The organism is Burkholderia cepacia (assembly GCF_001718835.1).
GTDB lineage: Bacteria > Pseudomonadota > Gammaproteobacteria > Burkholderiales > Burkholderiaceae > Burkholderia > Burkholderia cepacia_F.
The window spans coordinates 564,459-582,721 of the sequence record NZ_CP013444.1 but is presented as its reverse complement, the minus strand read 5'-3'; the positions used below and the strand labels follow the sequence as shown (position 1 = coordinate 582,721).

The 18,263-nt window shown below is 66.8% G+C and carries 15 protein-coding genes and 2 pseudogenes; 8 read left to right on the top strand and 9 right to left on the bottom strand.

Translation table 11 applies throughout. The annotated features are described in order from the left end of the window. Window positions 1-31: 31 nt before the first annotated feature. From WT26_RS23010 to WT26_RS22995, 4 genes and pseudogenes are all read right to left on the bottom strand, one after another. Entirely contained in the window at window positions 32-2,284 is a 2,253-nt protein-coding gene (locus WT26_RS23010; protein WP_069274029.1) for a TonB-dependent siderophore receptor, read from the bottom strand. A 408-nt stretch (window positions 2,285-2,692) separates the two neighbouring features. After that, window positions 2,693-2,896, bottom strand: a complete 204-nt coding sequence (locus WT26_RS23005; protein ID WP_059484177.1) for a DUF2970 domain-containing protein — start codon at window positions 2,894-2,896, stop codon at window positions 2,693-2,695. A 140-nt stretch (window positions 2,897-3,036) separates the two neighbouring features. Further along, window positions 3,037-3,993: pseudogene (locus WT26_RS23000) on the bottom strand (pyridoxamine 5'-phosphate oxidase family protein); the annotation flags it as partial. Between the two features lie 33 nt (window positions 3,994-4,026). Then, window positions 4,027-4,671, bottom strand: a complete 645-nt coding sequence (locus tag WT26_RS22995; protein WP_069274027.1) for a glutathione S-transferase family protein — start codon at window positions 4,669-4,671, stop codon at window positions 4,027-4,029. Window positions 4,672-4,797: 126 nt separating this feature from the next. Here WT26_RS22995 and WT26_RS22990 point away from each other — a divergent pair, with 126 nt between their 5' ends. After that, window positions 4,798-5,754 carry a LysR family transcriptional regulator gene (locus WT26_RS22990; RefSeq protein ID WP_069274026.1) on the top strand — a complete coding sequence of 319 codons (957 nt, stop codon included), beginning with the start codon at window positions 4,798-4,800 and terminating at the stop codon, window positions 5,752-5,754. A gap of 23 nt (window positions 5,755-5,777) precedes the next feature. Here the strand turns inward: WT26_RS22990 and WT26_RS22985 are convergent, their stop codons facing one another. Beyond that, a complete protein-coding gene (locus WT26_RS22985; RefSeq protein WP_196774819.1) occupies window positions 5,778-5,945 on the bottom strand; it encodes a hypothetical protein in 168 nt (55 codons plus the stop codon). Then, window positions 5,942-6,214: a type II toxin-antitoxin system Phd/YefM family antitoxin gene (locus WT26_RS22980; RefSeq protein ID WP_069274025.1), complete on the bottom strand. Its 273-nt coding sequence runs from the start codon at window positions 6,212-6,214 to the stop codon at window positions 5,942-5,944. Before WT26_RS22980 ends, WT26_RS22985 begins: the two co-directional genes overlap by 4 nt. Window positions 6,215-6,676: 462 nt before the next feature. Between WT26_RS22980 and WT26_RS22975 the strand changes: the two genes are divergently transcribed. Continuing rightward, window positions 6,677-8,683 (top strand): ATP-binding protein, encoded by a 2,007-nt coding sequence (locus WT26_RS22975; protein ID WP_069270935.1) that lies wholly within the window; start codon window positions 6,677-6,679, stop codon window positions 8,681-8,683. A 12-nt stretch (window positions 8,684-8,695) separates the two neighbouring features. On the opposite strand, the gene WT26_RS22970 is transcribed toward WT26_RS22975, so the two are convergent. Further along, the gene (locus WT26_RS22970) at window positions 8,696-9,343 is read right to left on the bottom strand and encodes a TetR/AcrR family transcriptional regulator (protein WP_069274024.1); all 648 of its coding nucleotides are present in this window, start codon (window positions 9,341-9,343) and stop codon (window positions 8,696-8,698) included. Window positions 9,344-9,431: 88 nt separating this feature from the next. On the opposite strand from WT26_RS22970, the pseudogene WT26_RS22965 reads away from it, so the two are divergent. The 3 genes and pseudogenes from WT26_RS22965 to WT26_RS22955 form a co-directional block, all read left to right on the top strand. Continuing rightward, window positions 9,432-9,689: pseudogene (locus tag WT26_RS22965) on the top strand (SDR family NAD(P)-dependent oxidoreductase); the annotation flags it as partial. Between the two features lie 86 nt (window positions 9,690-9,775). After that, entirely contained in the window at window positions 9,776-11,377 is a 1,602-nt protein-coding gene (locus tag WT26_RS22960; RefSeq protein WP_069274022.1) for a flavin-containing monooxygenase, read from the top strand. Window positions 11,378-11,405: 28 nt separating this feature from the next. Continuing rightward, a complete protein-coding gene (locus WT26_RS22955) occupies window positions 11,406-12,392 on the top strand; it encodes an alpha/beta fold hydrolase (protein ID WP_069274021.1) in 987 nt (328 codons plus the stop codon). A 36-nt stretch (window positions 12,393-12,428) separates the two neighbouring features. Here WT26_RS22955 and WT26_RS22950 read toward each other — a convergent pair whose 3' ends face one another. After that, window positions 12,429-12,827 (bottom strand): carboxymuconolactone decarboxylase family protein, encoded by a 399-nt coding sequence (locus WT26_RS22950; protein ID WP_069274020.1) that lies wholly within the window; start codon window positions 12,825-12,827, stop codon window positions 12,429-12,431. Window positions 12,828-13,244: 417 nt separating this feature from the next. Here WT26_RS22950 and WT26_RS22940 point away from each other — a divergent pair, with 417 nt between their 5' ends. The 3 genes from WT26_RS22940 to WT26_RS22930 all read left to right on the top strand — a co-directional run bounded on the left by WT26_RS22940 (window position 13,245) and on the right by WT26_RS22930 (window position 17,780). Continuing rightward, window positions 13,245-15,023 (top strand): collagen-like triple helix repeat-containing protein, encoded by a 1,779-nt coding sequence (locus WT26_RS22940; RefSeq protein ID WP_081333759.1) that lies wholly within the window; start codon window positions 13,245-13,247, stop codon window positions 15,021-15,023. A 103-nt stretch (window positions 15,024-15,126) separates the two neighbouring features. Then, window positions 15,127-16,410, top strand: a complete 1,284-nt coding sequence (locus tag WT26_RS22935; protein ID WP_069274019.1) for an isoprenylcysteine carboxylmethyltransferase family protein — start codon at window positions 15,127-15,129, stop codon at window positions 16,408-16,410. A 572-nt stretch (window positions 16,411-16,982) separates the two neighbouring features. Further along, window positions 16,983-17,780, top strand: coding sequence for a histone acetyltransferase (locus tag WT26_RS22930; protein WP_069274018.1), 798 nt, complete (start codon window positions 16,983-16,985; stop codon window positions 17,778-17,780). Window positions 17,781-17,798: 18 nt separating this feature from the next. On the opposite strand, the gene WT26_RS22925 is transcribed toward WT26_RS22930, so the two are convergent. Beyond that, window positions 17,799-18,236, bottom strand: coding sequence for a hypothetical protein (locus WT26_RS22925; protein WP_059958811.1), 438 nt, complete (start codon window positions 18,234-18,236; stop codon window positions 17,799-17,801). Between the last annotated feature and the right edge of the window lie 27 nt (window positions 18,237-18,263).

The window sequence follows — 18,263 nt, the reverse complement described above, 5'->3', positions numbered from 1 at the left end:
TTCGTACTCTCCAGTGTAGGTCGAACCGCGATCAGAAATCATAGGTCAACGACACGCGCGCGGTGCGCGGCGCGCCCGGGAACAGGTACGCATCGCCCTGCTGCTCGCCCGCGTCGCGCCAGTAGAACTTGTTGAAAAGATTGTCCACCGACACGCGCAACACCGTGCGATGGCCGCCGATCTTCGTCGTATAGCGCGCGCCGAGATTGAACACGAACCACGCCGGCACCTGCGCGGTGCCCTCCTCGTTCGCGTTGCGGGCCGCGCTGTACTCGACGCCGCCCAGCACGTTCAGCCCCGCGACGCCCGGCACCGCGTAGTCCGCATACAGCGATGCGCGCAGCGCGGGCACGTTGATGATCTGGTGCCCTTCGTACGCCGGCGAACCCGAATCGTACGCGCGCGCGCGGATCGCCGCCACGGTCGCGGTCAGCGACAGCCGCTGCGTGACCTGCCCGGCCGCGCCGAGTTCGATCCCCTGGTGCCGCTGCGTGCCGCGCTGCACGAACGTGTAGCTGCCGTTCGACGCGTCGGGCTGCGCGAACTGGAACGGCTTGCTGATCGAGAACACGGCGGCCGTGAGGCTCAGCCGGTCGAGCCAGTCGTATTTCGCGCCGACCTCGAACTGATGCGATTCGACGGGCGGCAGGAACGCATACGCATTGGTCGCGCGCACGGGCGCCTGGTCGCCGAGCGACAGCGCCTTGCTGTACGACGCATACAGCGACAGCACGTTCACCGGCTTGTAGACGAGCGCGACCTGCGGCAGGAACACCGAGCGGTCGGTGTGCGTCGCGGCGCCGTCGAGGCTGCTCCAGCTGCGCTGGCGCAGCAGCACTTCCTTGCCGCCCGCGAGCACCTGCCAGTGCTCGCCGATGCTGATGCGGTCGAGCCCGAACACGCCGTACTGCCATGCATCGAGGCGCGGATACGACGGCCCGGGCACGTTCGGCGACGGCGCGAACGTGACGTCCGGGCCGTAGATGTTCTCGCTGCCCACGTAGTCGTACACGGCATCGGCCATGCTGACGACGCGGCGCTGCACGCTCACGCCGAGCGTCAGCTCGTGGCGCACCGGCCCGGTCGAAAACTTGGCCGTAGTTACGGCGCGCAGGTCGTCGTTGCGCCGGTATTCGCCGGGGCTGCGGAAGTCGTACACGTCGTAGTCGCCGTTCGCGCCGAAGAAGAACGGCGACGTCGCGCCGGCCGCGCAGCTCGCCGCATACGAACAGCCATACGCGAACGCGCTGTTGTCGTCGATCATCGTGCGGCTGCGGCCGGCGGCGATGTACGCCTTCCAGTCGTCGTTGAACTGGTAGTCGAAACGCGCGTTCAGGTTCAGCGCGTCGGTCGTCACCGGTTTCGCCCACGGCTGCGTGCCGAGCGCCTTCGACGTCGTCTTGACCGACGGCACGACGGTGCCGCCGAGCAGCTGGTAGCCGGGTGCGGAACGCTGGATCCACTGCTGGAATTCGGCATTGAGCTGCAGGCTCGCGCGCGGGCTGATGTCCCAGTCGGCGGCGATCGAGCCGAACGTGCGCCGCCCGTTCGTGCCGTCGATGTAGGAGTGCATGTTCTCCTTCGCGGCGTTGATCCGGAAACCGAACTGATTGTCGGGGCCGAAGCGGCGGCCGAGATCGACGGCCGCCGACGTCGAGCCGCGGCTGTCGACGCCTCCCGTCAGGCTCGCGACGTTCGCCGAGCGCTTCGTCACGAAGTTGATCACCCCGCCGGGCGCGACGACGCCGCTGTCGATGCCGGCAAGCCCCTTCAGGATCTCGACGCGCTCCTTGTTCTCGAGCGGCACGTTCTGTTCGCCGGACACCGTCAGCCCGTCGATCCGGATCGCGCTCGCGAGATCGACCGGAAAACCGCGGATCGCAAAGCCTTCGAAATAACCGACCGGCGCATAGTCGTTGACGACCGACGCGTCGTTGCGCACGACGTCGCTCAGCCGCTTCGCCTGCTGGTCGTCGAGCTGCGCGCGCGTGACGACGCTCACCGACGCCGGCGTATCGCGCAGCGGTGCGTCGTCATGGCCGGCGACCGACGCGGTGCGCGCACGCAACGTATTGCCGCGCGCGCCGCTCACGCTGATGGCCGGCAGCGTGCCGCCGCCGGAGGCCGCATCGGCGTCCGAAGCGCTCGCCGATGCATCGACGGAAGCCGCGCCTGCCTGCGCGGCGAAAAGCGAGATGCCGAGACCGACGCCAATACCGATACCGACGCCGACACGCGCGCGCCGCCGCAGTGCCGGCGACATTCTTCTTCTGTTCACAGTCATCTTTCTGGATTTGAAACTCGCCGCTCAACCTGTCGCACGCGCTCGATCATGCAAGATGGGCGCGGGCTCGTGCGGCTGCGCGCGATGGCCCCGGATGTCGTCGTCAACGATGCGGCGCATCGCGTATCGGAAGCCGGTCCGCGGTGGGCCCGGGCGTGACGCCCGGGCGCGCCACGCATTGCGGCGCGCATTTTACCCCGTGGCGGCGGACCGGCGGCGGAATCGGGCAGGAAGGGTGGGAAGCAGAACAGAAAGCGCCATCGCTCGATGGCGCGTATCGCAACGACGAAATCGTCGCTTGCAGGCGGGCGGGCAGCGGCCGTTCAGGCGATCACGACGGCGACTCGTGCGGAGCGCCCGATGCCGGCGCATCGTCGCGCCGGCATCGGGTCGGCGAGGCAATCGCGCTCAGAAGCCCTGCATCGTCGCGGTCGGCTCGACGACGAGGTGCACGACGCCGTAGATCACCGCGCCGACGAGCAGCGCGAGCACGATCGCCACGAACGGCAGCAACGTGTAGTTGACGTTCGCGAGATCGGCCGCGTGCGCCTTGCTGTTGCGTACGCCGAAGAAACTCCACAGGACCAGCTTGATCATGCCGAGCAGTTTCATGGCCTTGCTCCTTTCACTTTCATCGTATCGGTTGCCGTTATGGTCGATCCGATCCGTCGATGAAAACAGAAGCAGTTGCGAACGCTTTTCGGGCAGCACATGGCGTGCGGCCCACCAATCCGTCACGCGAGGCGAACCCTGAACTGCGGCGCGCGTTCGACCGCCGACCACCGGAACGGCAGCACCGCGACGCCCCGCCGCACTTCCTGCACGCGATACCGCACGACCCGCTGCGCGCCGTCGAACGACGCGACGAGCGGCCCGTCCCACACGATCTCGGCGCGAGCGGCCACATACAGCAGGTCGCCGTTGTCGAAATCGACGAACAGCAGCCCCGCGCGCGGGTCCTGCTGCAGGTTGCCGAGCGTGTTGAAGAAGCGGTTGCCGCTGAAATCCGGCGTCGTCAGCGTGTGCGCATCGTCGACGCGCACGAAGCCCGGCATCCCGCCGCGGTGCGACACGTCGGCGCCACGCGCGGCGCCCGCGTCCGCCGCCGTGTTCGCGCTCGCGACGAAGAACGTATCGGCCCGCGCAAGCAGCGCGCGATCGGCATCGCTCAGCCGGGCCGAACGTTCGAGCCGTGGCGGCGCCGCATCGCCGCGCGGGTCGAACACCGGCGTGCGGCTCTGGATGTACTTCGCGCAGTTGCCGAAGCTCTGCTCGACCGCGATCGTCAGCGCATCGCCGTCGACCGCGCGCACGACGCCGTTGACGCGATTGCGCCGCCGCGTATCGAATTCGATCCCGAGCCCGCCGAGCGGCGCGCCCGGCTGCCACGCGCCGTCCAGCGGATCGCCCGGCAATGTGTCGCCCGCGATACGCAGCGTGCGCGGGTCCGGCGATGTCACGAACCCCGGCGCGCCGGCCCGCAGCGTCGCCCACGGCTGGCCGTTCGCATCGATGCCGCCGAGCACGAAGAACGGCAGTTGCGCGAAAAACGTCCGGTGCTGGTCCGGCATGAAACGCCGGATCCCGCGCAGCCCGACGGCGCTCGCAGCATCGGCAACGCCCGCGCGCTGCTGCACGGCGAGTTCGCCGGCATGAAACGGTGACACATCCAGTTCCCAGCCCGGCGGGGCGACGGTTGGCGCAGTCATCGTTTGATCTCCTGAATGAAGCGGCCCGTCGCGTTATGCCGCGAGCAGGCCGGCGCGCGTCGTCGGCATCGCAACGAAGCCCGGCAGCGCCTCGACGCGCGCCAGCCACGCGCGCACGTGCGGATACGGCTCGAGCGACACGCCGCCTTCCGGCGCGTGCGCGATGTACGAGTACGCGGCGATATCCGCAATCGTCGGCTGCGCACCGGCCGCGAACGGCTGCTTCGCGAACTCCGCGTCGATCGCGTCGAACAGCCGGACGGCGATGCGCTTCGCCTGCTCGTGATCGAGCGGCGCGCCGAACACGGTCACGAGCCGCGCGGCAGCCGGCCCCGCTGCGATCGGCCCGGCCGCATACGAGAGCCAGCGCTGCACGACGGCCGCGCTTGCCGGGTCGTCGGGCAGCCAGTGCGCGTCGCCGTAGCGCTTCGCGAGGTACACGAGGATCGCGTTCGAATCGGCGATCACCGTGCCGCCGTCGTCGATCACGGGCACCTGCCCGAGCGGATTGAGCGCAAGGAAGGCCGGCCGGCGCTGCTCGCCGGCCGCGAGATCCACGTCGACGGTCTCCGACGGCAGGCCGAGCAGCGACAGGAACAGGCGGACGCGATGCGCATGCCCGGAGAGCAGGAACGAGTAGACGCGAATCGGAACGGACGGCTTCTCGGCAACAGGCATGGGAACACTCCGGCAAAGGGCGTCGCCGCGAACCGGCAACGAACGGCCCCAGCGTAACGCGCGCCCTCTATCGACAGAAGACGGATAATCGCTGAAACATTATCCTTTTCCATAGGACAATCGACGATGGCCGATCTGCGCGACGTGAACCTGAACCGGCTGGCGATCTTCGTCGCGGTGGTCGACGCCGGCTCGCTGACGGCCGCGGCCGAGCGGCTCGGCCTGGCGAAGACGGTCGTCAGCACGCACATGCAGCGCCTCGAATCCGAGGTCGGCGCGAACCTGCTGGTGCGCACCACGCGGCGGCTGAGCGTGACCGACGCGGGGCGGGCGTTCTACGACGCGTGCCGCGACATCGTGCGCGCCGCCGAAAGCGCGCTCGACGCTGTGTCGTCCGACGCGGGGCCGCTGCGCGGCACGCTGCGCGTGAGCGTGCCGATCGACTACGGCGCGCTGGTCGTCGCGCCTGCCGTCGTCGCGTTGCGCGACCGGCATCCGGGCCTCGACGTCGAACTCGTCGCGAACGACCGCGTCGTCGATCTCGTCGCGGACAACCTCGACGTCGCGATCCGCATCGGCCGCCTCGCCGATTCGAACTATCGCGCGGTGCAGCTCGGCACCTACGAGAAATGGCTGGTCGCGAGCCCCGCGTTCGTCGCGCGCTGGGGGTTGCCGCGCGATCCGGCGGCGCTCGCCGCGCTGCCGTTCGTGATGCTGTCGACGCTGCCGCGCCCGCATACGTTCGAGCTCGAGAGCGCGCGCGGCGGCAAGGCGTCGGTGCGCTGCACCGCACACGTCGTGTCGAACACCGCCACCGCGTGCCGCGCGATCGTGCTCGCGGGCGGCGGCTTCGGGCTGCTGACGGACTTTTCGACCGCCGACGACGTCGCGGCCGGCCGGCTCGTGCGGCTGCTGCCCGCGTGGCGCTCGGCGCCGGCCGGGATTCATGCGGTGTATCCGTCGACGCGGCTGCCTTCGCCGAAGGTGCGGGCGTTTGTCGATGCGATGCGGGAGAAAATTGGCGCGGCGCCGGTGCGGGCGACACGCGGGCGGTCGACGAAGTCGAAGCGTGCTTCCGGATGAATCGTGCCACGCGCGGGCGGCATTCAATCGCTACGCAGCAGCCTTCTCAAGAGAATGGACTTCAGATCCTTGCGGGTGTCGCAAACGACATGGATATAGGCGATATCGCCGCGAACCTCGTAAATGACGCGATTCATTCCCGCGATGAAAGCCGTTTCCGCAGAATACAGAATCGCGACACGGGGCGTCATCGCTCGCCATCTTCGTCGAGTTCCGTGAAGACATCCTCGACAGCACGAAAGTGACCTTGCTCGATCTCACGATTGCCGAGGGCGAGAAGCTTCAGGAGCGCCAGCGTTACTTCACGTTCCTCATAGGACTTGACGTCCATGACGACGAGTTTCGCCTCGCCATTCTGGGTAATCAACATCGGCTCCCGGCTCTCCGAAATATCCTTGACGATCTCCGCGGCGTGGCTCTTCAGGTAGCTGATCGGCTTGACTCGGGTGGGAAATTTCATTGCGACACCTTGTCCTGTTTGGCGACAACCGGACCGACTATAGTTCGAATTTGGTCGCTACATACGACGACCGACCCGAGGATTGACCGACCCGGCATACCCCAAGTCGGCTCACCACCCGCGACCCCGCGCCCCAACGAAGTCATTCGAGCTTTGACGATTCGAAACAATGCGACTTTGGGCGTAAATCCAGCGCCAAACTCGGAAAACCCACTTCCCCCTCCCAGCACCTCAACGACAAGATGCGTGACCAATTCGTCGATAGGCGGAGCGACGACGCTGGAGTGAGACGAGCGGTTCATAGAGGCGTTAAACAATGTATGCTTATACAGTACCTAATAACTGCGGACTAGCGCCGCTGACACTCGCAAACGGTGAGGTCAGGGCGCGCACCGGCATGAGATTCCGGCGGAACAGCATCAGGACGACAGTCAGAACGGACCACATTACGGGAGTAGACGCATGGCAACGGAAGAATATCCGGTAGAAGTCCAATCGGACTTCCTCGAAAAGATGACCCGTGCGAAGCCGATTTCAGCGCTGTCGGAACTCGTCTGGAATGCCTTCGACGCCGACGCGAAAAACGTTGATATCTCGTTCGAGTACAACGATCTGGATACGCTCGACACGATCATCGTCAAGGACGATGGTGAGGGTATCCCGCGCGCTGAGGCAGCCGGCTTCTTTCGTTCACTGGGCGGCTCATGGAAGAAGTCCAGAACACAGACCTCTGGTGGACGTTTCCTGCATGGGCAGGAGGGCCGTGGACGATTCAAGGCCTTCGCCCTCGGAAGCGACGCCGAATGGGCAGTCGTGTACAAGCGCGACGGCAAATTCTGGTCGTACACGATTCGCATGTCCGCCCTCGACATCCGACACGTCCGAATCAGCGACGAGACCAAAGCGAAGGATGCGACGGATACGGGTGTGACGTTGACCATCCGCAACGCGCTGAAAGACTTCCGCACGTTCACAACCGAAGACGGTCGCGAGGAGTTGACCGAGGTCTTTGCTCTATACCTCGCCGACTACGAGGACACGAAAATCGTGCTCGATGGGCGCGCCATCGATCCGGGGTCAGCCATCACGGACAAAAAATCCTTTCCTCTGTCTGACATCGAGATAGACGGGAAAGCGTATTGGGCGCGACTACAGGTAGTCGAATGGAAATCGGCCGGAAATCGAGCCCTTTACCTGTGCAACCAGCAGCGTTTTCCTCTCGTGCAGGTGGATCGCCGCTTCCACATTGGTCAGTTCCAGTTCTCCGGCTACCTCCACTCGCCGTACTTCGATCAGGCGCAAATGGAAGGCACGGTCGATCTCGCCGAAATGCAGCCGGCGGTTCTGAGCACAATCGCGGAAGCGCAACAGACAATCAAGGACCATTTTCGGTCACGGGCAGCAAAGGAAGCCCGCACGGTCGTGGAGGAATGGAAGGACGAGGAAGTCTACCCGTTCTCTGGCGACCCCGCGACGGCGGTTGAGAAGGTCGAACGTCAAGTATTCGACATTGTGGCGGTGAACATCGCACGACATCTGCCGGACTTCCGCACAACCCAGAGCAAAACCAAGGCTTTCCAACTGCGGATGCTGCGGCAGGCGATCGAGCGCAGCCCCGAAGACTTGCAGGTCATCCTGGACGAGGTGCTACGACTGCCAAAGCGGCAGCAGGAGGAGCTAGCCCAACTGCTTCGCAACACCTCACTATCGTCGATCATCGGTGCGGCGAAGGTGGTGTCCGACCGGCTCAAGTTCCTGAGCGGCTTGGAGGCAGTACTGTTCGACCCCGAACCGAAGAAGCGATTGAAGGAGCGGACTCAGTTGCACCGGATCATTGCGGACAACTGCTGGCTCTTTGGAGAGGAGTTCGCGTTGTCAGTGGATGACCAATCGCTGACCATGGCTTTGGTGGAGCATAAAAAGTTGCTCGGCAGCGAAGTGGTGATCGACGAGCCTGTGAAGCACATCTCGCAAATGCGGGGAATCATCGACCTGATGCTGTCGAGAGCGACGAAGCAGCATCGTGCGAATCAATTGACGCACTTAGTCGTCGAATTGAAAGCACCGAAGGTCAAGATCGGTTCGGACGAGGTTACGCAGATACAGGGTTACGCGTTCTCGGTAATGAGCGATCCCCGCTTCGATAAGGTTGGGGTAACGTGGAACTTTTGGGTGATCAGCGACACGCTCGACCGCTACACCGAGCATCTAGTGCAGGATGAGACCGGCGTGATCCTATCCAAACCCAACGTCAACATCTACGCAAAGACGTGGGCGCAAGTCCTTGATGAGAATCGCGCGCGGTTGAAGTTCTTCCAGGACCACCTGAACGTACAGGTGGACCGGGAAGCCTCCCTGCAATATTTGCAAGAACGGTACGCGGCGTACCTCGAAGGCGTGTTCGAGGAGAGCAACGACGCTACCGCACCGGTCGCGGAGGAGGACACGGCTGGCACTACATCCGAATGAAGTAGGGCAGCCCTACCCCAACGTCCCCAGCAACACCTTCCTGCAACTCGCGACCATCTGCGCTTCCGGATCGCGATACTCCGTGAGCAGCCACGCCGCGCCGACGTTGGTCATCGCGCCGACGAGCGCGAGCCCGATCAGCCGCTGCTCGGTGCGCTCCGGCCCCGCAACCGCCTCGCCCCGCCCGCCGATCGCCATGATCAGCTTGCCGAAGTCGATCAGCATGCGCTGGTAGGTCATGTCGGTGTCCGCGCTCACGCCCATCACCTCGAGCAGCAGCACGCGCGCCGCGCACGGGTCGCGCAGGAACGCGAAGAACGCGGCGAGCCCGGCATCGACGCTCTCGCGCAGATCGCCGCCGCGCTCGGCCACCGCCCGCGCGACCGCGTCGTGCAACTGCTGCGCGTGATGCAGGTAGGTGCAGCGCAGCAAATCCTCGATGCTGTCGAACGCCGCATAAAAATAGCGATCGTTCAGCTTCGCTTCCTGGCAGATCGACCGTACCGTCGCCTTGCGGAACCCGACCGTGCCGAACACACGCGTCGCCGCGCCGATCAGCGCGTCGCGCCGCTCGGCGGCCCGCACCTCGGGCGCCACGCCGCCATACGAGCGGCCCCGTTTTTCCGTTTCGAGTGCTTTCTCCATTCCGCTATTTGACATCAGGACACCCGAAAACTAAAGTGGTGACGACCAACACCACATTAGACGCGCCGCCGGCACAGGGCAAGCAGAACGGGAGGAGCAACGGATGAACGGGTTTTCCGGCAAAGTCGCCGCGATCACGGGCGCCGGTTCGGGCATGGGCCGCAGCCTCGCGGTCGAGCTTGCGCGGCGCGGCTGCGAGGTCGCGCTCGCCGACGTCGACGAAACCGGGCTCGCCGGCACGGCGGCCGCCTGCGCTCAGCATGGCGTGCGCGTGAGCACGCGGCGGCTCGACGTCGCCGACGCACGCCGGCTCGACCGGATCGCGCGCCTGCTCGGCGCCGGCTACCAGCGGCTGATGCTGCGCCACGTGCGCCGCGCCCGCACACGCAACCTCCAGCGCGCGCATGCTCCGGCCGCGCGCCCGACCACGCCCACCAAGGACCCCGTATGACCACGACGACGACCGACCGGCGCGACGCGCCGCCCGCCTTCGACCGCCACGCGAGCGCCGGCGGCACGCGCCGCGACGGCGCCGATCTCGACGTGCTGATCGTCGGTGCCGGCCTGTCCGGCATCGGCGCCGCGTATCACCTGAAGCAGCGCTGCCCGTATGCAAGCGTGGCCATCGTCGAGGCGCGCGACGCGATCGGCGGCACCTGGGACCTGTTCCGTTATCCGGGCGTCCGTTCGGATTCCGACATGTTCACGCTCGGCTACAGCTTCCGCCCGTGGCACAGCGACAAGGCGATCTCCGACGGCCAGACGATCCTCGACTATATCCGCGACACCGCGCGCACCTACGGCATCGACAAGACGATCCGCTACGGCCAGAAAGTCGTCGCGGCCGACTGGGATTCGAACCGCGCGCGCTGGACGGTGCGCGTCGAACGCGGCGGCGGCAGCGACGCTCCGGCCGAGACGCTCGCGCTGACCTGCCGCTTCCTGTTCATGTGCAGCGGCTACTACGACTACGACGCCGGCTACCTGCCCGACTGGGCCGGGATGGACACGTTCGAAGGCAAGCTCGTGCATCCGCAGCACTGGCCGAAGGACCTGTCGTACGCGAACCGGCGCGTCGTCGTGATCGGCAGCGGCGCGACGGCCGTCACGCTCGTGCCGTCGATGGCGGCCGACGCGCAGCACGTGACGATGCTGCAGCGTTCGCCGACCTACATCGTGTCGCTGCCCGCGCGCGACAGGATCGCGAACGCGTTGCGCCGCGTGCTGCCGTCGCGGCTCGCGCACCGGCTCGTGCGCGTGAAGAACGTGCTGCTGACGATTTACCTGTACAACGTGTCGCGCCGCAAGCCGGAGCAGACGAAGAAGTTCATCATCCGCGCGGCCAGCAAGCAGCTCGGCCCCGGCTTCGACGTCGCGAAGCACCTGACGCCGCGCTACATGCCGTGGGACCAGCGCGTGTGTCTCGTGCCGAACGGCGACCTGTTCAAGTCGATCCGCGCGGGCCGCGCGTCGATCGTCACCGACGAGATCGAGCGCTTCACGCCGACCGGCCTCAAGCTGAAGAGCGGCCAGCAGCTCGACGCGGACGTGATCGTCACCGCGACCGGGCTGAAGGTGAAGATGCTCGGCGGCGCGCGCGTCACGGTCGACGGCCGCGCGGTCGACCTGCCGCAGACCGTGTCGTACAAGGGAATGATGTACAGCGACGTGCCGAACCTCGCGTCGTCGTTCGGCTACACGAACGCGTCGTGGACGCTGAAGGCCGAGCTGATCGCGCGCTACGTGTGCCGGCTGCTCAACCACATGCGCGCGAACGACTACGACACGTGCGTGCCGCGGCTCGGCGCCGGCGAGCTCGGCGACGTGCCGGCCGTCAACCTGAGCTCGGGCTACATCCAGCGCGCGGCCGGCATCCTGCCGAAGCAGGGCCATCGCAAGCCGTGGAAATTCCACCAGAACTACGTGCGCGATCTCGCGTCGCTGAAGTTCAGCGCGCTCGCCGATTCGGCGATGCATTTCGAACGCCGCGCGAAGCCCGACGCGTGCGCCGCATCCGTCCCGCAACCCGCGCTCGACACCCGCGCTTGAACCCGCGGTCAAACCTGATGAGGCCGACATGACCCCTACGCTCCATCTGATCCAGCAGGCGCTGATCGCCGTCGCGGCCGTGTGCGCGGCGCTCGCGGCGTTCACGTGGTACATCGCGCACCGCGTGACGCGCGCGTTTCCGCCCGAAGGCCGCTTCGTCGACGTCGGCGGCGATCGCATCCACTACGTCGAATACGGCAACGGCCCGCCGATCGTGTTCGTCCACGGGCTCGCGGGGCAGTTGCGCAACTTCGCGTACCTGCCGCTGCAACAGCTCGCGGAACGCCATCGCGTGATCCTCCTCGACCGCCCGGGTGCCGGCCGCTCGCTGCGCGGCGCGGCCTCGCAGGCGAACGTGTTCGCGCAGGCCCGCACGGTCGCCGCGTTCATCGACGCGCTGAAGCTCGACAAGCCCGTGCTGGTCGGCCACTCGCTCGGCGGCGCGATCGCGCTTGCCGTCGGCCTCAACCATGCGGACCGCGTGAGCCGGCTCGCGCTGATCGCGCCGCTGTCGCATCTGGAAGCCGAGCCGCCGGGGCCGTTCCGCCCGCTGCTGATTCCGTCGAAGCTCGTGCGGCGCTTCGTGTCGTGGACCTTCGCGATCCCGCTGACGATCCTGACCGGCCGCAAGGCCGTGCGCCAGGTGTTCGCGCCGGAAGACGTGCCGCGCGACTTCCCGGTCAAGGGCGGCGGCCTGCTCGGGCTGCGGCCGCGCAGCTTCTATGCGACGGCGTCGGACCTGATCGCGGTGCCCGTCGACCTGCCCGCGATGGAACGCCGCTACGCGGATCTCGCGCTGCCGGTCGACGTGCTGTACGGCCGCGCCGATCCGATCCTGAACTGGCGCGAGCACGGCGACGCGCTCGCGAAGAAATCGGCGCGCGTGCGGCTGAAGGTCGTCGAGGGCGGGCACATGCTGCCGGTCACGATTCCGGGCGCGACGGCCGAGTGGCTGGCCGAAGTGGCCGCGGCGCCGCTCGAAGCGCACGCGCCGGTCGCGCAGGCCGGGCGCTGACGCCCCGGCGCCGCGCATCGGCGCGCGGCGACGCGTTCAGTCCTCGCTGTCGGGCACCGACAGCCCGAGATCCGAGATCACCTCCCGCGCGCTGCGGAATGCCTCGACCGCGGCCGGCGCGCCCGCGTACAGCGCGCTGTGCAGCAACACCTCGCGGATCTCGACGAGGCTCGCGCCGTTGTTGAGCGCGCCGCGAATGTGCCCCTTGAGTTCCGTGCTGCGGCCGAGCGCCGCCAGCATCGCGCACGTGCACAGGCTGCGCGTCTTCAGGTCGATCCCGCCCCGCTGCCACGTGCTGCCCCACGCGTGCTCGTTCAGCCAGTTCTGCAGCGGGCGCGAAAAACCGTCGAGGTCGCGCATCGCGCGCTCGACGAACGCCTCGCCCATCACGTCGATTCGTCGCGCCTTGCCGTATTCCCTGTCCTGTTCGCTCATCGCTCTGTCCTGTTCGTCCGGCTTCCGTTTCGGGGGTGCTTCGGTTGCGCCGTCGATTGCCGGTGTGTGCGGGTTGGCCCGCCGGACGGCGCGATCCTCCTCCCATGTTCGCGAGGCGCGGGCATTTCGTCAAAGGCGCGGGCGTCGGTCGGGCAAACCGCTGCGCCACAGTAAGTGTGTCAACGCGCGCGCGTCGCCGGACGCCGACGCTACGTAACGTTCCCACGCACGTTACGGCGCCTTGCGGGAACATCGCGCGGTCCATTGCGCCACCGCTTCGCGAAATCGCCATTACTCAGAACAAAAAGCCTCAAACGTCGGACATTCCATAAGAAAAATTCAACGCCCATCGCGCATGCCACGGTGGCGCGGAAATTGCAGTTCTGGCCGGGACAAACACCAATTGTTGAGGCCAACATGCAGAAATACTTCACAAGAACGACGCTCTCGCTCGCCATCTCGTCGCTGCTCGCGCTGTATGGATGTGGATCGATCGACGGACCGACCACGGCTACCTCGCTGAAGCCGAGCACGTCGGGAACATCAGGCACGTCCGGGACGTCCGGGACCTCCGGCAGTTCGGGAAGCTCAGGGACGTCGGGCGGGAGTTCGGGGTCTTCGGGTACGTCCTCTGGCACATCCTCGGGTACGTCCTCGGGTACGTCCTCCGGCACATCCTCGGGTACGTCTTCCGGTACGTCCTCGGGCACATCCTCGGGTACGTCCTCGGGTACGTCCTCCGGCACGTCTTCCGGCACGTCTTCGGGTACGTCCTCCGGCACGTCTTCGGGTACGTCCTCCGGCACGTCCTCGGGTACGTCCTCCGGCACATCTTCCGGCACATCTTCCGGCACGTCCTCGGGTACGTCCTCGGGTACGTCTTCCGGTACGTCCTCAGGCACGTCCTCGGGCACCTCAGGCTCCGCCCCGCTCGGCAGCATCTTTCAGCAGACCGGCAACCTCGTCACGTCGCTCGGCACGACCGTCGCCAACGGCGGTACCCAGGTGGGCAGCGTGTCGAACAACCCGGCTGCCACCAGCGTCGGCAATGCGGTCACGAGCCTCGGCAACGGCGTGCAGGCGCTCGGCAACGGCGTCGCGGCCGGCCTCGGCTCGATCGGCGTATCCGCGAATCCGCTCGGACCGACGCTGACGTCGACCACCGGCCTGCTGAGCGGCGCCAGCGCTGCCGTCAACAATGTCGGCAACGCGGTGAAGAGCCTCGGCTCGGGCCCGCTGTCGCCGCTCGCACCGGTCACGTCGACCGTCGGCGGCCTCGTCGGCACGGTCGGCAGCGTCATCAGCACCACCGCGTCGGGCCTCAACACCGCGCTGAACAGCGCGCCGGTCCAGCAGCTCGAGACGCAGGTCGGCAAGGTGATCAACCCGATCACGAATACGCTGACCGGCGGTGTCACGACGCCGGGCGCCACGCAGAACGTCGGCGCCACGACCGGCCTCGGCACGCCGGTCGGCAACCTGCTGACCACGGTCGGCACCGGCCTCGGCACGGCCGGCGCTCAGATCGCCGGCGCGACGACCAACCCGGCCGGCACCGATCTCGGCAACGTCGTGACGCAACTCGGCAATACGGTCACGAGCGTCGGCGGCCTGCTCGGCGGCAGTACGGGCAGCTCCAGCAGCGGTTCGGGCGGCGCGAGCGGGACCAGCGGCAGCCCCCTCGCGCCGATCACGGGCCTGCTCGGGTCGCTGGGCGGCAGCAGCGGCTCGACTGGTTCGAGCGGAACCGGCGGCAGCGGCCCGCTCGCACCCGTGACGAACCTGCTCGGTTCGCCCGGCAGCGCCGGCGGTACGAGCGGCACCGGCACCGGCGGCCTGCTGGCGCCGGTCACGAACCTCGTCAATTCGCTGACGCCGCTCGGCGCCAGCCTCACGGGCACGGTCACGACGCCGGGCGGCGGGTTGACGGGCAACCTGACCGGCGCGCTGACGAACGGCCCGGTCGGCACGCTCGCCGGTTCGCTGACGTCGCCGGCCGGCACCACCGGCGCCGGCGTCGCGGCGAGTCCGGGCGGCGTGATCACGACGATGACGACGCCGGGCGTCAGCGGCACCAGCACCGCGGCGGGCGGCCTGAGCGGCAGCTCGAGCGGCGGCACGGCCGGGGCGACCAGCCTGCTCGCGCCGGTGACGAACCTCCTCGGCGGTCTGCTGGGCGGCGCCTTGCCGAAGTGATCGACCCGCAGCGCCAGGCGGCCGGGCACACAACATTCCAAACCCCGGCCGCCCGCCGGCGCCGCCCACGTTGCGGCGTCGGCCTCATCCATACGAGGATCACATGAACTCGACGCTCGAAGGCATCTCCGCCGTCCAAGACCGGCCGCCCCACTCCGCCACCCCCCTGCGCGCCGGCCTGCTCGGCATCGCCGCCGGACTGTTCGCTCTGTGGATCACGCGCGGCCAGCCCGCCCTCGACGGCGCCACACGCGCGGTCATCGCCAGCCTCGCGATCATCGGCACGATCGCGCTGCACGAAATCTTCATCTCGCGCGTCTACCTGCGCCCGAGCGCGGGCCTGTCGCGGCAGGCCGTCCGCCCGCTCGGCATCGCGCGCGTCGCGACGCGGCTCGGCGCGTTGGCGTCGATCTATGCGGGCATCGGCGTGGTCTACTGGCTGCTGCCCGAATACCACGGCACGTTCTACCGGCCGTTCTGGTCGCTGCTGCGCTCGCTCGCGCCGTACGTGATCGTCGCCGCGCCGTTCTACTTCGCGTGGATGGATCGCCACCAGCGCGAGACCGACGATGCGTACCTGCTGTGGGGCCGCTTCCTGTTCCGCCGCGAGCCGCCCGCGAGCTGGAAGCCGGTGCGCGAGATGCTGGCCGGCTGGGGCGTGAAGGCGTTCTTCCTGCCGCTGATGACCGTCTACCTGTCGAAGGACGCCGATCACCTGACCGCATCGCTCGCGAACGCGATGCACGCGCCGGCGACGATCGCGACCTTCGTGTTCATGTACGACCTGTCGTTCACGATGGACCTGATGTTCGGCACCGTCGGCTACCTGTGCACGTTCCGCATCCTCGACAGCCACGTGCGCACCGTCGAGCCGACGACGCTCGGCTGGGTGGCCGCGCTGATGTGCTACCAGCCGTTCTGGTCGCTGTTCTCGAACAACTACATCCGCTACGAAGGCACGTTGTTCTGGGACAACTGGCTGCTCTGCGCGCCGGCGATTCGCGTGGCCTGGGGCGCGGTGATCATCCTGCTGCTGCTGACCTACGCGCTGTGCACGATCTCGTTCGGGCTGCGTTTCTCGAACCTCACCAACCGCGGGATCATCACGTCGGGCCCGTACCGCTTCACGAAGCATCCGGCGTACATCACGAAGAACCTGTCGTACTGGATGGTGTCGGTGCCGTTCGTCGAGCCGCTCGGCTGGCAGGTGGGGCTGATGCACTGCGCGGGGCTCGTCGCGGTCAACCTGATCTACTACACGCGCGCGAAGACCGAGGAACGGCACCTGATGCGCGACCCCGACTATCGCGCGTATGCCGAATGGATCGCGCAGCACGGGTTGTTCGCGCGAATCCGGCGCGTGTTCGGGCAGCAGCAGGCGGGTTGATTTGCCGCCGGCACGGGTGGACCGCAGCCTCGCAAGGCGGTCGCACGCGCCGCTTTCGTCGGATGCAAAACGGCAGGCCTTCTGCCGCCCCCGAAGCAGGCGCTTTGCTCGCTCAACTCATCTCAAAAATGGCCAGCTTGCGGCCAATTGTCGCGAAACACGGGCAATTTACGCCTTTTACGGACAGCGGGATTGCCGGATGCGCGATGACCGCGTATGGTGCTGGCCGTCCGCGTGCGTAGTGGCTCGCCCGGTTGCTTGCACCGCTCGCATCGTTCGGACATTCCGACCGTCGCCCTGCGCGACGGCCGCGCGGGCCGTGCCCGCCGTCACCGTCTCCGCGGCACCGCCCTTCGGCGCCGCGCATTCATGAGGAGAGAGACGTGATTCACAAAGTCCTGATCCTGTTCGCACTCTGCATCGCGGGCCTCGCCGCGATCGCCGCCGGTTTCCAGCACATCCCCAGCTGATTCGCGGCCCCGGCTCGCTTCGCCGAGCCGCGGGGCCGCTTCCTCCGTTTTCCATCGCCATGACCCATTCATTCGACACGCTCGACACGATCTCCCTTTGCCATGCGCATCGACGTACAGCATTCCCAGCACGACATCGACGATGAACTCGACTCGCTCTACGCACGCCTGCACCAGCCGGGCCATCGCCTGCACGGCCTGCCGGCCGTCGCGCTCGGCCGCTCCGGCCTGATCGTCCGCCACCGCGAGGCGGACGGCGAATATTTTCTCTATGTCGAAGATCCGGCGACCCGGCAGCTCGCCGGCTATACGGTGTTCAACCGCCTGCCCGAAATCCCGCGTCGCGCGGATCGCTATTTGCGGGCGCCGCATTCCAAATTTCGCGCTTCGTTCCAGCGCAAGGGGCTTGCGACCACGCTGTATCGCTGGGGACTCGACGCCGGCCTGTGCCTGATCAGCGGCGCGCGGCAGTCGGTCGGGGCGGCAAGGCTGTGGACGATGCTCGCGCGGGAGTATCGGCACGGGTTCGTCGATATCGAAGGGCGGGAATTGCGTTATCTCGGGGAGTGCGTGTCGGATGACGTGCACGGTGCGTTGCATACGCGGCGGCTGTTGCTCGGGACGGGGTGGACGATGGGGGAATTTGCGGAGGTGGTCGGCATGACTGACGGGCCGGCGATTGCACACGATCGATCAGTTCGCACGTCGGCGCGCTGGCCAGAGTGGCCGGTTCGGGTGCCGCCGAACGGCGACGCGCCGGACGCTCGATCCATCGTGCCGGGAGCAAGCACAATCGTGGCCAAACAATCAGGGGCCGCTAGCCGCCGGCAAGCTGGACCGGGCCATGACTGTCGTGCATTCCAAACGGAATCGCCGATACGCTTGCGGAAAGACACCTGAAGCGCTGTGTTCGGAATTTCACGCTGACAGTGTGTAAAAGGAGACAAACTGGCCAAGCGCCCCACTCGACATTCCGTCGCGCAGCCATGCGAAGAAGTCGATCATGCGTTCATCATCGGACCAATTGTCGACAACGATGCCGGATGGCTGATATACGACATCCAGCACGCGCTCGTTCCGTATTGTCACCACGAATCGTTTCCGTCCGTCGGGCAACAACTTCATTTCCGTCAGAACTTGGTTTTCACACAGCATCCATTGCTGTGCGTCGCGAAACGCCACCGGTCCCGTAGCAGACGCAAAGACGCCGTAGTAGTGCCCGTCCACAACCGTGAAATAACCGCGATCCGGCTGGCGCGCCGGGTCGTGAGTGACCAAAGCCTTCGGACCATGGTCTGTCGCGTACTGGAGCACTTCGCGCGCGCAATCGAAATTTCTCAAAAGGAGCAGAGGCATGCCACGTCCTGTTCAAATTTCACGCTT